Origin of the sequence: Polaribacter batillariae, from assembly GCF_017498485.1 — a bacterium.
GTDB lineage: Bacteria > Bacteroidota > Bacteroidia > Flavobacteriales > Flavobacteriaceae > Polaribacter > Polaribacter batillariae.
This window is the reverse complement of sequence record NZ_CP071795.1, coordinates 146,629-161,049: the sequence shown is the minus strand read 5'-3', so window position 1 is coordinate 161,049 and position 14,421 is coordinate 146,629. Positions and strand designations below refer to the sequence as shown.

Annotated in this window: 11 protein-coding genes and 1 other RNA gene; 5 read left to right on the top strand and 7 right to left on the bottom strand. The window is 31.3% G+C overall.

The genetic code is table 11. The annotated features are described in order from the left end of the window. Positions 1-20: 20 nt before the first annotated feature. Together JL193_RS00705 and JL193_RS00700 are read left to right on the top strand one after the other, a co-directional pair. The gene (locus JL193_RS00705; protein ID WP_207972021.1) at positions 21-470 is read left to right on the top strand and encodes a Fur family transcriptional regulator; all 450 of its coding nucleotides are present in this window, start codon (positions 21-23) and stop codon (positions 468-470) included. Positions 471-544: 74 nt separating this feature from the next. Then, on the top strand, positions 545-1,816 hold the full coding sequence (locus JL193_RS00700; RefSeq protein WP_207972020.1) for an adenylosuccinate synthase: 1,272 nt from the start codon (positions 545-547) through the stop codon (positions 1,814-1,816). 202 nt (positions 1,817-2,018) lie between these two features. Here JL193_RS00700 and JL193_RS00695 read toward each other — a convergent pair whose 3' ends face one another. Continuing rightward, positions 2,019-3,455: a pyridoxal phosphate-dependent decarboxylase family protein gene (locus tag JL193_RS00695; protein ID WP_207972019.1), complete on the bottom strand. Its 1,437-nt coding sequence runs from the start codon at positions 3,453-3,455 to the stop codon at positions 2,019-2,021. A 137-nt stretch (positions 3,456-3,592) separates the two neighbouring features. On the opposite strand from JL193_RS00695, the gene JL193_RS00690 reads away from it, so the two are divergent. The 3 genes from JL193_RS00690 (at position 3,593) to JL193_RS00680 (ending at position 6,918) form a co-directional block, all read left to right on the top strand. Next, entirely contained in the window at positions 3,593-5,194 is a 1,602-nt protein-coding gene (locus tag JL193_RS00690; RefSeq protein WP_243456800.1) for an OstA-like protein, read from the top strand. Position 5,195: 1 nt separating this feature from the next. Continuing rightward, positions 5,196-6,380: an aspartate aminotransferase family protein gene (locus JL193_RS00685; protein ID WP_207972018.1), complete on the top strand. Its 1,185-nt coding sequence runs from the start codon at positions 5,196-5,198 to the stop codon at positions 6,378-6,380. A 190-nt stretch (positions 6,381-6,570) separates the two neighbouring features. After that, positions 6,571-6,918 carry a hypothetical protein gene (locus tag JL193_RS00680; RefSeq protein WP_207972017.1) on the top strand — a complete coding sequence of 116 codons (348 nt, stop codon included), beginning with the start codon at positions 6,571-6,573 and terminating at the stop codon, positions 6,916-6,918. A gap of 327 nt (positions 6,919-7,245) precedes the next feature. Here JL193_RS00680 and JL193_RS00675 read toward each other — a convergent pair whose 3' ends face one another. From JL193_RS00675 to JL193_RS00650, 6 genes are all read right to left on the bottom strand, one after another. Continuing rightward, positions 7,246-8,127, bottom strand: coding sequence for an anti-sigma factor (locus JL193_RS00675; protein ID WP_207972016.1), 882 nt, complete (start codon positions 8,125-8,127; stop codon positions 7,246-7,248). A 556-nt stretch (positions 8,128-8,683) separates the two neighbouring features. After that, positions 8,684-10,951 carry an aconitate hydratase gene (locus JL193_RS00670; protein ID WP_207972015.1) on the bottom strand — a complete coding sequence of 756 codons (2,268 nt, stop codon included), beginning with the start codon at positions 10,949-10,951 and terminating at the stop codon, positions 8,684-8,686. A gap of 180 nt (positions 10,952-11,131) precedes the next feature. Then, positions 11,132-11,434, bottom strand: an RNA gene (gene rnpB / locus JL193_RS00665) — RNase P RNA component class A. Between the two features lie 192 nt (positions 11,435-11,626). Further along, positions 11,627-12,763, bottom strand: coding sequence for a molecular chaperone DnaJ (gene dnaJ / locus JL193_RS00660; RefSeq protein WP_207972014.1), 1,137 nt, complete (start codon positions 12,761-12,763; stop codon positions 11,627-11,629). Positions 12,764-12,861: 98 nt separating this feature from the next. Beyond that, positions 12,862-13,410, bottom strand: a complete 549-nt coding sequence (locus JL193_RS00655) for a nucleotide exchange factor GrpE (protein WP_207972013.1) — start codon at positions 13,408-13,410, stop codon at positions 12,862-12,864. 91 nt (positions 13,411-13,501) lie between these two features. Next, positions 13,502-14,401, bottom strand: coding sequence for an alkaline phosphatase family protein (locus tag JL193_RS00650; protein WP_207972012.1), 900 nt, complete (start codon positions 14,399-14,401; stop codon positions 13,502-13,504). Positions 14,402-14,421: the final 20 nt, after the last annotated feature.

The window sequence follows — 14,421 nt, the reverse complement described above, 5'->3', positions numbered from 1 at the left end:
TTTCGTAAAATTTTAAGATAATGGGTAATTCTCTTGAAAATCAAGAAGTAGTTAAAAATGTTTTTACTGCGTATTTAGAAGAAAACAAACACAGGAAAACTCCTGAACGTTATGCGATTCTTCAAGAAATTTATGCAGCAGAAGAACATTTCGATATAGAGTCGCTCTATATTAAGATGAAAAATAAAAATTATAGAGTTAGTAGAGCAACTCTGTACAATACAATCGATTTGCTTTTAGACTGTGGTTTGGTTAGAAAACATCAATTCGACGGACAATCTATGGCACGTTACGAAAAAAGTTATTTCGATAAAAACCACGACCATGTAATTTTTACAGACTCTGGCGAAGTAAAAGAATTTTGTGATCCAAGAATTCAAATCATAAAAAAAACAATAGAAGATATTTTCGATATCGATATTCAAAACCATTCTCTTTATTTTTACGGAACAAAAAAGAAAAAAGAATAACACAAACAAAAGGCTCACAAGGGGCTTAAGCTCCTTGCAATATAACAACTAATTAAAACAACTTAAAACAACCGATGGCTGTAGATTTATTACTCGGATTACAATGGGGAGATGAAGGAAAAGGAAAAATTGTAGATGTATTAACCACAAATTATGATATTATTGCACGTTTTCAAGGAGGTCCAAATGCAGGGCATACTTTAATTTTCGATGGGCATAAACATGTTTTACACACAATTCCGTCTGGAATTTTTCATAAAACAGCATTAAATGTTGTTGGAAATGGGGTTGTAATAGATCCTGTTATTTTTAAAAAAGAACTAGAAAACCTAGACAAGCATAATATAAACTATACAAAAACATTATTAATTTCTAGAAAAGCACATTTAATATTACCTACACACAGATTGTTAGATGCTGCATCCGAAACTTCTAAAGGAAAAGCCAAAATTGGTTCTACTTTAAAAGGAATTGGTCCAACTTATATGGATAAGACTGGTAGAAATGGAATGCGTGTTGGAGACTTAGAGTTAGATAATTGGAAAGAAAAGTACAATGCGCTAACAGAAAAACATTTAAAAATGTTAGCGTTTTTTGATGTTAAAATTGAATATAATTTAAAAGAACTAGAAGCCGAATTTTGCAAAGGAATAGACAAATTAAAAACACTACAATTTATAGATAGTGAAGAATTTTTAAACCAAGCTATCAAAGACAATAAAACAATTTTAGCTGAAGGAGCGCAAGGTTCTTTATTAGATATCGACTTTGGCACCTACCCTTTTGTTACCTCTTCTAACACAACAGCAGCTGGTGCTTGTACAGGTTTGGGTGTTGCACCCAATAGAATCGGTGAGGTTTTTGGAATTTTTAAAGCCTACACCACAAGAGTAGGTTCTGGACCTTTTCCTACTGAATTATTTGACAAAAATGGCGAAGAAATGGCGAGAGTTGGGCACGAATTTGGTGCTACAACAGGAAGACCTAGAAGATGTGGATGGCTAGATTTAGTCGCATTAAAATATGCCGTAGATGTAAATGGTGTTACACAATTAATGATGATGAAGGGGGATGTACTCTCTGGTTTCGATACCTTAAAAGTATGTACTTCTTACAACTATAAAGGCAAAGAAATTTTTCATTTTCCATACAATATCGAGCCAGAAAACGTTACTGTTAACTATTCTGAATTTAAAGGTTGGAATGAAGATTTAACCAAAATGACTTCTGCAGATCAATTACCTAAAAATTTATTAGACTACGTTGCTTTTATTGAAAAAGAAACAGGTGTTCCCGTAAAAATTGTTTCTGTAGGGCCAGATAGAAAACAAACCATAAATAGGTAAATTTTACAAGTTATCATTATAGGTAAATGATTTTAATAATAAAAAACCAGCGAATTTAATTTCACTGGTTTTTTTTGTTTGTATAGAGAGGTACCGTTTATTATTCTACAAAAGCTTTTGCAATTGGCAAAAGGCATCTGTTATTAACAATTTTTATTCAATATTAATGATGGTTTTAAGGATTTTTATTTCGAATCTAAAACTACTTTCCCCACTCTAAAAGAACTTCTTTAGCAAATGCATTACATTGGTTTAGTGTATCTTTTATATGCTTAATTGTTGTTCTTGGGTTAATTAAGCACATTCGAATTACCACCTGATTTTGTAAAACTGTAGTTACTAAAAATGCTTCTTTAGAAGCCACTACTCTACTCGAAATTTCTTGGTTTAAAACATCTAATTCTTTTTCGGTCAATTCTACATCTAAAGGATTATATCTAAAATTGATAATCGCCAAAGTGGCAGGAGAAACAATTTCCCAATTTTTACTTTTACGAAGCAAGTCTTCGGTTTCTTCTGTTAAATCGATATTATAAGAAACAGCTTTTTTAAATGCATTTAAACCATACGTTTTTATAGACATATACAATTTTAAGGCTCTAAATCTTCGTGTTAATTGAATTCCATAGTCGTAAAAATTAATTTCAGATTCATTTCCTTCGATATCTCTTAAGTATTCTGGTTTTTCGCTAAAAGTATTGCTTAACCAAGATTTGTTTTTTACTAACAAACAACCTATTTCATAAGGCTGAAAAAACCATTTGTGTGGATCTACAGTTAAAGAATCTGCACGTTCGATACCTCTTAAAGTTTTACTTCCTTTTTTAGAAAGTATTGCAGCAGCGCCATAGGCACCATCTACATGCATCCATAAATTTTCTTCTTCGCAAATATTTGCAATTGCGTCTAATGGATCTACAGTTCCTGTGTTTGTTGTTCCAGCAGTTGCAATAATACAAAAAGGTTGTTTTCCGTTTAAACGGTCTTTTGCAATTTCGTTTTTTAACTTATTTAAACTAAACTTAAATTCGATATCTGTTGGAATAATTTTAACTTGTTCTTTTTTAAAGCCTAAAACTCTAATTGCTTTTATATTCGAAGAATGTGCTTGATCGGACAAATAAATAATTGCGTTCGAAAAATCTTCGCCACATTTTATTCTTCTTGCAGTTACCAAAGCTGTTAAATTAGCCATAGAACCACCACTTGTAAAAATTCCTCCACCTTCTGCGACAGGAAAATTAAACATTTTTAACAACCAATTAGTGGTTACAATTTCTAATTCTGCTGCAGCCGGAGAAATAATCCATCCTCCAGAAAAAATATTGAATCCTGTGGCTAACGAATCTGCCATTGTACTTATAAAATTACTGGGTCCTGGAACAAAAGAAAACAATTTGGGGTGCGAAGACATTGCACTATTTGGAATTACATTTTCCATTACAAAATCTAAAACTTCATCAGAAGAAGTTCCATTTTCTGGAGCTTCTTGTAAAAAAACAGAATCCATTTCTTGTCTAGAAGCCTTTGTTACTGGTTTTTTATCATTTTCATTTACATAATGGTTTACAATAATATCTACAATTTTATAACCATAAGTTTGCATTTCTTCTTTAGATAATTCAAAAGGTGATTTCATTAATTTAAAATTTTCCGCAAATTACAAGAACTTCAAAAAATAAACACTACTAAATAGTATTTTTTAGAAAATAAATTTCACTTTTCTTTAATAGAAACAGCGTTAGTTTTCTTTATTTTTGTACAAAATCATATATTTTGAAAAAAATACTTCTTTTACTTCTTTTAAGCTTTTCTATAAACTCTTTTACTCAAGTTAAAAAAATGGTTTATGGTGCAGAATACCAAAGTGTAGATGAAGAAAAATATCCTGGAGCAATTGTTTTAATTGGTAATGTAAAAATGACACACGAAGGTGCTGTTTTAACTTGCAAACAAGCCTTGTATTACAAAGAAAAAAACTTCTTTAAAGCAATCGATAATGTTGTTATAAAGCAAGGTGATACCATTACACAAACAAGCGACTATGTAGATTACGATGCCAATTCTAAACAAGCATTATCTTGGGGAAATGTAATTTTAAAAGACCCAACTATGACGCTTACAACAGATACTTTACAGTTCGATAGACTAAACCAAAAATTGTATTACAGAAGTTTTGCAACCATAAAAGACCCAACCAATACATTAAAAAGTAAAAATGGAAATTACTATTTAGAAACAAAAAAATTTACTGCAACGACCAAAGTAACTGTGGTAAACCCAGAGCATAATTTAGAATCGAATCATTTAGATTATTATACAAATTCTGGTTTGGCATACTTATATGGTCCATCTACAATTACAAATACCCAAAACAAAAATAAAATTTATTGCGAAAGAGGTTTTTACAATACAAAAACAGATGTTTCTTATTTTGTAAAAAATGCGAAACTCTACTTAAAAGAAAGAACGGTAGAAGGCGATAGTTTGTATTACGATAAAAATAAAGGTTTTGCTTCTGCCACTAATAATATTAAGGTTATAGATACCGTGCAAAATTTTGTAACAAAAGGAAACTATGCAGAAATTTTCGAATTAAAAGATTCTCTTTTTATTGTAGATAGAGCGGTTGCGATTTCAATTATAGAAAAAGATTCTATGTTTGTGCATGGAGATACCTTGCTCGTTACAGGAAAACCAGAAAAAAGAATTATTAGAACTTATAATAATGTAAAAATTTTTAAATCAGATTTGCAAGGAAAATGCGATTCTATACATACAGATCAAACAAACGGATTAACAAGAATGTTTCGAAACCCCGTACTTTGGTCCGATGCCAACCAAATTACAGGAGATACCATTCATTTATTAACCAATGTAGAAACCAAAAAATTAGATTCTTTAAAGGTATTAAACAATTCTTTTATCGTTTCTAAAGATTCTTTGTCTGATAGTGATTTTAACCAGATTAAAGGAAGAAATATGTTTGGTAAATTTAAAGATAATAAATTGCGTTTACTTTTAGTGAAAGGAAATGCAGAATCTGTTTATTACAATAGAAACGAACAAACCAATGTTTTAGAAACCATTACCAAAGAGGTTTCGAGTAATATTGAATTTATTTTAGATAAAGGTCAAATAGAAACTATTAAATATTTAAAAAAGTCTGAAGGAACAACTTACCCACCTTCTAAATTACCAGAAGAAGTAAAAAAATTAAACGGTTTTATTTGGCGAGAAAGTGAGCAGCCTAAAAAGAAAGAAGACATTTTTAAAAGAGATAAAAAACCACTAAAAGAAAATAACCGAAATGTTGTGAAGCCTAATGTCGCTTTAAAGCCAGAAAAGATAAAATTACCTTCAAAAAAGAATCAATAGAATGAAATCTGATTTTTTTAAATATCAAGCGCAAACGTCTCCTTATCCATTAGCCATAGAAATTTCTCATGCCAAAGGAAGCTATATTTACAATGTTGCTGGAAAAAAATATTTAGATTTTGTTGCAGGAGTTTCTGCAAATAGTTTAGGGCATTGCCATCCAAAAGTTACAGAAGCTATTAAAAATCAATTAGATACATATGCTCATGTAATGGTTTATGGTGAATTTATACAGCAACCCCAAGTTAATTTGTGCAAATTATTAGCAAATAACTCCCCAAAAAACTTAAACACTGTTTACTTAACCAATTCTGGTACAGAAGCTACTGAAGGTGCATTAAAATTAGCAAAAAGAATTACAAAAAGGTTCGAAATAATTGCGGCTAAAAATTCTTATCATGGAAATACCATGGGAGCAATGAGTGTTTCTGGTGTAGAAAAACAAAATCAAGCTTTTAGACCTTTAATACCTGGTACAAAATTTATTGAGTTTAATAAACAAACAGATTTAGATAAAATTACAAAAAATACTGCTGCTGTAATTTTAGAAACCATACAAGGTGGAGCAGGTTTTATAGAACCTACAAATAATTTTCTTTCTAAAGTAAAACAAAAATGCAAAAAAGTTGGTGCGCTTTTAATTTTAGATGAAATTCAAACAGGAATTGGTAGAACCGGAACTTTTTGGGGTTTCGAAAACTATAATGTTATACCAGATATTGTTATTACTGGAAAAGGTTTAGGAGGTGGCATGCCAATTGGCGCATTTATTTCTTCTTTCGAAAACATGTCTTTACTAAAAAACAATCCGAAACTAGGGCATATTTCTACATTTGCTGGCAATCCAGTTATTGCTGCTGCTGGCGTAGCAACACTTAAAGAAATTGTAAACACAAATTTAATTTCTGAAAGTTTACGAAAAGAAAAAATCATTAGAAAACATTTAAAACATTCTGCAATAAAAGAAATTCGTGGAAAAGGTTTAATGCTCTCTGCTATTTTAGAATCTTCTGAACTGGCAGTTAAAACAGTTCATAAATGTTTAGAAGAAAGACTGATTTTATTCTTTTTACTTTTTGAAACTCGAGCTATAAGAATTACGCCTCCGCTAACAATTTCTGATGATGAATTGATAGAAGGTTGTAAGATAATTGTAGCATCATTAAATGCAATTACCAAAGATTAAAATTCAACCATTTAAAAACCAGAATTTTACGAATAGATTTTCTTCTTGTCTGATTTTTAACAAAAAATGTTAAATTTTAAAAATTTCTTTCTTTGTTTGTTAATTATATATTAAAGTCCATTTTATATTGAAACGTTTTTACAATCAAGGCGTCTATTTGATATAACATTAACCCAAAAAACTTATCATTATGAAAAATTTTAAAACCATTATCGCTGTGATTGCAATTAGTTTATCTACTGTATTTTCTGCAACTGCAAATGATAAAAACCCAAAAACAAACAAAGAAACAAAAGCCCTTAGAATAGAAATGTCTGCTTTTATTGGAAAGAAAATTCCTATAGAGATACAAAAAAGCACTACTGTAGAAGTATCTTTTATAATTAACAATAAAAATGAAATTGTAGTATTAACTACAGATTCGAAAAATATAGAATTAAATTCTTTTTTTAAGAAAAAATTGAATTATAAGAAAATTGTTACAAAAGGAATCCAAAAAGGTGAAGTTTATAAAATTCCGATTAAAATAAATAAATAAAACAACTGGTTGGTACGTTGGATGTCTATTGAAAGTATGTATTGCTTTTAATAGACATTTTTTATATAATGCTATTTACCATTTGAAAATCCTGTAAAAATCGCCTTTTTTCCTTTCTATTTCAGAATAAAAAAACCGTAGCCAAGACTATGCTTTCGTTTTCTTCTTTTATATATAAAGGAAAAAAATCATCAACTTCTTTTACAGTAAATTTCAAACAATAACTGGTAAAAAACAGAAAAGGATAATTATTTTAAAAATAATTATCCTTCGAAATAATCAACCATTAACAAAATTGAATAGTAGATTGTATCTTTTTCTGTTTTTCTAGTTTCTTGATACAGAACCAGAAATTGATGCTTTTGGTCCAGTTCCTAATTCTATTGGAGCATGATCTACTGCATCTGCAGCTACTACTTTAGCCAAAGGTTTTAAAGCAAATGGTGCAGGACTATCATCTGGACTTGGCTCTACACTAATTACAATGGTAGCTCCTCTTAAATCTACTGGAAATGTAAGCCCATCTGGAGCATTTACTAAGAAATCTTCTCCTGGAAAAAAGCCATCTGCTCCATTTGGTGCAGGTAAAGCCATTGGCCCACTAAAACCATCAAATTCGTCAGTTGCACTTAATTTTGTAAACTTTCCTGTAGTTACAGGCTTTCCATTAATTACTGCCCATCCTTCATATTTCCATCCTTCTTCTAATTCTGGCAAACCTAAACCTACAGTTGGTGGCGTTGTTCCTGGTGTTAAAAACCAAACACCACTTCTTTCGTTATTATTCATACCATCTGTTGGTGTCGCTAGTATAAATCTTCCCCAAGAATCGCTAAAATCTCCAACAATATTAGAGTTTACAGTTGCAGAGTTGCCTGTAAAATCTCCTGCCAAAATTTTAGTTTTTGATGGTGCTGGGTCTGGATCGTTCTTAGGCTCAATAGATAAAACAAACTTTGTAGCTGCTTCTAAATTATTAAAACCTACTGTAAAGGTTTGTGGAAAATCTACACTTGTAAAGGTTCCTGTACTTACTGGATTTCCATTTACAATTAACCAACCTTCGTACACAAAATCGGCACCTAATTCTTCTAAACCATCTAAATTAACAGTTAAATTACCTGTTGTTGGTTCGTTGTCGTCGTTACTACATGCTGCAAAAAATGCAGTTAATGCAAAAACCATTGCTAAATTTAAAACTTTTTTCATTTTATTATTTATTGTTAATGTTTATATGCTGTTCTGTCGATGGCTTTTTTCTATTCTTACAGGAAAAATAAAAACTTAACAAATAAAAATTGTAAAGAATTGATTCAAAATACTTTAAACTATCATTTATTTTAAATCGTTAAAATTGATGAATAAAAAATTTCTTGAAACCAACTATTCTCAAGAAAGAGTTTTAGAGGTATTCTGCTAGTTTCATTTTAATCTAAAAAAAAATCAAAAATTAAAATGCTGTATATTAGATTCCTATTTTTTAAGGAAGTGGTAGTTTTAACAGAAATCCATAGGCAAAGTCTCGAGGATTTTTTTCGATTAAAACTCAAAAAAAACCAATAAAAGAAGCTGTCACAAAAGTAAATGTAACTGTCATTTTTAGCATTACTAAAATCAAAATATATCTTGATTGAAAGTAGCTAACGAAGTTATTGAAAAATCTAAAATACCGAAATTCAGTAATTAAGATTTTTCCATTACCGTCGAAATGACAAATTTTAATACTTTCGAGACAGCTTCCTATATAAGTAAGAAAGTGTTTTTCTTATGCGTTCTCTTTTTTTATTAAATTTAATGCAGAACCTTCATTATACCATTCAATCTGATTTTCATTATAAGTATGATTTGCCATTATAATGTCTTTACTTCCATCTGCATGTACCACTTCAATTGTTAAAGGTTTATTTGGAGCAAATTCATTTAAATCTAAAAAGTTAAAAGTATCATCTTCTTGAATTAAATCGTAATCTGCTTCATTTGCAAATGTTAAACCTAACATTCCTTGTTTTTTTAAGTTTGTTTCGTGAATTCTAGCAAAAGATTTTACTAAAACTGCAACAACACCTAAATGTCTTGGTTCCATTGCGGCGTGTTCTCTAGAAGAACCTTCGCCATAATTATGGTCACCCACTACAATAGATTTAACGCCTGCAGCCTTGTAAGCTCTTGCAGTATCTGGTACACCACCAAACTCTCCTGTTAATTGGTTCTTAACAAAATTGGTTTTCTTACCAAATGCATTTACTGCACCAATTAGCATATTATTAGAAATGTTATCTAAATGTCCTCTAAAGCGCAACCATGGTCCTGCCATAGAAATATGGTCTGTAGTACATTTACCAAAGGCTTTTATTAATAATTTTGCTCCAGTAATATCGTTACCAATTGGTTCAAAAGGTTCTAATAGTTGTAATCTTTCAGAATCTTCTTTCACTGCAATTATTACATGACTTCCATCTTCTTCTGGTGCTAAATAACCATCGTCTTTTACTTCGAAGCCTTTTGGAGGTAATTCCCATCCTGTTGGTTCGTCTAGCATTACTTCTTCACCATTTTCGTTTATTAATTTATCTGTTACAGGATTAAAATCTAAACGACCAGCAATGGCAACTGCTGCTACCATTTCTGGTGAGGCAACAAATGCATGTGTATTTGGATTACCGTCTGCACGTTTTGCGAAGTTTCTGTTAAAGGAATGTATTATGGAGTTTTTGGGTGCGTTTGCAGGATCTGAATATCTGGCCCATTGACCGATACAAGGTCCACAAGCATTTGTAAAAATTGTTGCATCTAACTTTTCAAATACACCTAAAATTCCATCTCTATCTGCTGTATATCTTACTTTTTCTGAACCTGGATTGATTCCAAATTCTGCTTTTGTTTTTAAATTTTTATCAATAGCTTGCTGCGCAATTGATGCTGCTCTTGATAAATCTTCGTAAGAAGAGTTTGTACAAGAACCTATTAAACCCCATTCTACTTTTAATGGCCAATCATTATCATTTGCAGCTTTTGTCATATCTGCACCTGCTTTTGTAGATAAATCTGGTGTAAAAGGTCCGTTTAATAGTGGGCTCAATTCCGATAGGTTAATTTCTATAACCTGATCGAAATATTGTTCTGGATTTTCATAAACTTCTGCATCACCAGTTAAATAATCTTTTACTTTATTAGCTGCATCTGCTACATCGTTTCTATCTGTGGCGCGTAAATAACGCTCCATAGAATCGTCGTAACCAAAAGTAGATGTTGTTGCGCCTATTTCTGCCCCCATATTACAAATGGTACCTTTACCTGTACAAGACATTCCTGTTGCACCTTCTCCAAAATATTCTACAATTGCTCCTGTACCTCCTTTTACCGTTAAAATATCTGCAACTTTTAAAATAACATCTTTTGGCGCTGTCCAACCAGAAAGTTTTCCTGTTAGTTTAACTCCGATTAATTTAGGGAACTTTAATTCCCAGGCCATTCCTGCCATTACATCTACAGCGTCTGCACCACCAACTCCAATGGCTACCATTCCTAGTCCTCCTGCATTTACGGTATGAGAATCTGTACCAATCATCATTCCTCCTGGAAATGCGTAATTCTCTAAAACGACTTGATGGATAATTCCTGCACCTGGTTTCCAAAAACCTAAACCGTATTTATTAGATACAGATTCTAAGAAATTAAAAACTTCGTTGCTTGTATTTAAAGCAGATTGCAAATCTGAACTTGCTCCGTTTTTGGCTTGTATTAAGTGATCGCAATGTGTGGTTGTTGGAACTGCCACTTTACTTTTACCAGCTTGCATAAACTGTAAAAGTGCCATTTGTGCAGTTGCATCTTGTAAAGCAATTCTATCTGGTGCAAAATCTACATAGTCTTTACCACGCGTAAAAGCCTTGGTTGGTTTTCCATCCCAAAGGTGAGAATATAAAATTTTCTCTGCTAAAGTTAGAGGTTTTCCTGTAATTTCACGTGCTGCATCTACTCGTTCCACAACGTTAGCATACACTTTTTTGATCATATCTATGTCAAAAGCCATATGTTGTTATTTTTTTATGATTATGTACAACAAATTTACAGTTTTTATGGGAATTTTAAAAGATAAATAATAGATTGCTGTAATTAATAAATAAAAAAAGCTATTTTTAAAATATTTATGAATTCAATAAAAAAAAGATGGTTATTTTAATAAAAAATAAAAATATCGTAAAAATAATATTAAAATAGCAGGCTAATAAGCCGAATTCTGTTACCTTAAAAAAGGTTCTTATCATTTATCTAGTTCTAAAATTACTCTTAGAATCGATCTGCCTACCCTTTAGAATCGAGCGAGTAGCCCTCAAGCTCTAATATACATGACATTGCACCTCATAGAGTTTACCTGGTTTCACTACAGCCTAACTGTACATTCTTTCTGTTGCACTGGTCCTCAACTTACGTTGGACGGTTGTTATCCGCTATGATTACTCTTTGGTGTTCGGACTTTCCTACTTAATATAAGTCGATAAGATAAGCCTGCTAAATTTTAATATTTTTTGTAAAATTACTGTTTATTTTGATAAAAAAAACCCACTCATAAAATGAGTGGGAAAAATTGCTATGAAAAAGAAAAAGTGTTATCGATTTCTCAATAACATTGCAAATATAATTTAAAATAAATTTATAAAAAAATAATTATGAAAATTATTTGTATGTTTTTAACAAAAAATTAACTTTAAGAAAACATATCCTTTACTTTTTCAAAAAAAGATTTGTCGGAGACATTAGGGTTGGGTGTAAAATTTTCGTTATTAAACATTTTTTCGAAAAATTGTTTTTGCTCTTTGTCTAAGTGTTGAGGGGTCCAAACGTTAACATGAATCAAGAAATCTCCTGTTCCATAATGTTCTATACTTGGTAAACCTTTTCCTTTTAGTCTTAATATTTTACCAGATTGTGTTCCTGGTTCTATTTTTATTTTTACTTTTCCTGTAACGGTTTCTACTTCTTTACTAACCCCTAAAACTGCTTCGGAAAAGTTGATGTATAAATCGTAGTGGATATTTGTTCCTTCTCTTTTTAGTTTTTTATGCGGAATTTCTTCAATAAGAACTAATAAATCTCCAGAAATAGAATTTTTTCCTGGAGCATCGTTTCCTTTTCCGCCAACTTTTAATTGAACTCCTTCAGTAACACCTGCAGGAATGTTTATAGAAACTGTTTCTTCTTTTGTAATTAAACCTTGTGCATCTGCACCATTAGGTTTGCTATTCATTATTTCTCCAGCACCAGAACAAGTACTACAAGTAGTTGCGGTTTGCATTCTACCTAAAATGGTATTGGTAACACGCATTTGTTGTCCAGATCCGTTACAGGTTGTGCAGGTTTTATAGGTTACCCCATCTGCTTGAACTTTTCTACGAACCTTTACTTTCTTCTCTACTCCTTTTGCAATTTCTTCTAAAGTTAGTTTTACGCGAATACGCATGTTACTTCCTTTTACTCTGGCTTGACGTTGGCCACTACCACCGCCAAAACCTCCAAAGCCACCGCCAAAACCGCCACTGCCTCCGAAAATGTCTCCAAATTGACTGAATATGTCGTCCATATTCATGCCACCACCAAAACCACCACCACCTTGTGGACCGTCGAAAGCTGCGTGACCATATTGGTCGTAACGTGCTTTTTTATTTTCGTCGCTTAAAACTTCATAAGCTTCTGCTGCTTTTTTAAAGTTTTCTTCCGCAGTTTTATCGTCCGGATTTCTGTCTGGATGATATTTAATTGCCATTTTCCTGTAGGCCTTTTTAATTTCTGCTTGTGAAGCGGATTTAGAAATGCCTAATATTTCGTAATAATCTTGTTTTGCCATTTTTTATTAGTTTGCAGTATTTTAGTCTTTAGTATGCAATTTTTAGTAAACAGTTCGTTTTTTACTGCTTACCGAAAACTATAAGATTGCCCACTTGTTTACTGTCCTATTACCACTTTTGGGTAACGAATAATCTTATCTCCTAATTTGTATCCTTTTTCTACACAGTCAATTACTTTTCCTTTCATATCTTCAGATGGTGCCGCAATTTGTGTAATTGCTTCATGAATTTCGGCATCAAAAACATCACCGGCATTGGTTTCTATTTTCGATAATCCTTTTTGTTCTAAAGTGTTGTAAAATTTTTGATAAATTAATAAAACTCCTTTTCTTAATTCTTCTGCTTCTTTGTCTTCTTCGATATGTGACAAAGCACGTTCGAAATCGTCTATAACTGGCAGTAAAGATGTCATAACTTCTTGTCCTGCTGTCTTAAAAAGCTCAATTCTTTCTCTTGTGGTTCTTTTTTTATAGTTTTCGAACTCTGCAAATAATCTTAAAAATTTATCTTTTTCGGCTTCTAATAATGCCTCTGCAGTTGGTTCTTCTTTTACAACTTCTTCTTCAACTTCTTGATTTTCTTCAACTTGAGCTATTTCTTGCTCTTTGTTTATTTCTTCTTCTTTTATATTTTCTTTCTTGCTCATTTCTTTGTAATCGTTAAATTGTCTCTAATTTATTGACAAAAATGTTGCCAACAAAAAAATAGTGTCAAACTGACACTATTTTTAATATTTTTTAGTTTATTAAAGGTTGGGAATCTAATTTCCATTCTTTTTTTATGGGAATTTCTAAAAATTTTAAAATTGTGGGTACTACTGCTGTTTGTGGAATGGTTTGTTTTTCTAACTCTTGAATTGTATTGATTTTTGTATTGTTATTTACATTTTCGAAAAATGAGTTTCCTTTCCTATTTAAACCTACAAAAATGGTTTTTTCTGAAATGGTTTGATTTCCATGCCCAAAACCTTTGGAATCTCTACCATGATCTGTAACTAAAATAATAAACCAATCTTCGTTAAAATTTTGATTTCTATATTCTGTAGCTTTTAAAAGTTGACCAATATTTTCATCCATTTTTAAAATAGCGTTTGAATATTTTTCTCCAAAACCATAACCATGCCCTGCATGATCTACATCATCTAGATGTACAAACACGAAATCTAACCCTTTTTTTTCAATTAAATCGACAGCTATTTTTGTTGAATTATCATCTAAACCGCCTTGAGTAGCAAAATCTACCAAATACATGTCTTTGTACAATAATAAATTGATGTTTTTCCAGGTTGAAATACTTGCTGTTTTTAATTTTGAATTTGAAGTTTTTAAATAATTAAAGACACTTTTGGAAGCACTAACTTGGTTTTGAGAATTGCTTGTAATTTTGTGATGATCTGTCCAAACTCCTGTTAAAATAGTTACCCAACTTGGTCCACTTAAAGTTACTTGTTGAGAATCTGTACCAAACAAACCTCCATTAAAACCTTTTTTTATATTAAATTTATCGAAGTTTGGGGTTTTTACTTTTGCCAATTCTTCGAATTGTAAGCCATCAATACCTACCAATAAAACCTTCTTTTTTTGCGAAAAAGTGATGGTTGTTATAAATAAGACTGCAAGTAATAAGATGTTTTTCATGAGAAGTGTTTCTTTTTTAG

Bases quoted from the DNA above. Each gene is read 5' to 3' on its own strand.
- JL193_RS00650 (WP_207972012.1), bottom strand. From the start codon at position 14,401: ATGAAAAACATCTTATTACTTGCAGTCTTATTTATAACAACCATCACT.
- JL193_RS00685 (WP_207972018.1), top strand. From the start codon at position 5,196: ATGAAATCTGATTTTTTTAAATATCAAGCGCAAACGTCTCCTTATCCA.
- JL193_RS00655 (WP_207972013.1), bottom strand. From the start codon at position 13,410: ATGAGCAAGAAAGAAAATATAAAAGAAGAAGAAATAAACAAAGAGCAA.
- JL193_RS00680 (WP_207972017.1), top strand. From the start codon at position 6,571: ATGAAAAATTTTAAAACCATTATCGCTGTGATTGCAATTAGTTTATCT.
- JL193_RS00700 (WP_207972020.1), top strand. From the start codon at position 545: ATGGCTGTAGATTTATTACTCGGATTACAATGGGGAGATGAAGGAAAA.
- JL193_RS00695 (WP_207972019.1), bottom strand. From the start codon at position 3,455: ATGAAATCACCTTTTGAATTATCTAAAGAAGAAATGCAAACTTATGGT.
- JL193_RS00705 (WP_207972021.1), top strand. From the start codon at position 21: ATGGGTAATTCTCTTGAAAATCAAGAAGTAGTTAAAAATGTTTTTACT.
- JL193_RS00670 (WP_207972015.1), bottom strand. From the start codon at position 10,951: ATGGCTTTTGACATAGATATGATCAAAAAAGTGTATGCTAACGTTGTG.
- JL193_RS00675 (WP_207972016.1), bottom strand. From the start codon at position 8,127: ATGAAAAAAGTTTTAAATTTAGCAATGGTTTTTGCATTAACTGCATTT.
- dnaJ (WP_207972014.1), bottom strand. From the start codon at position 12,763: ATGGCAAAACAAGATTATTACGAAATATTAGGCATTTCTAAATCCGCT.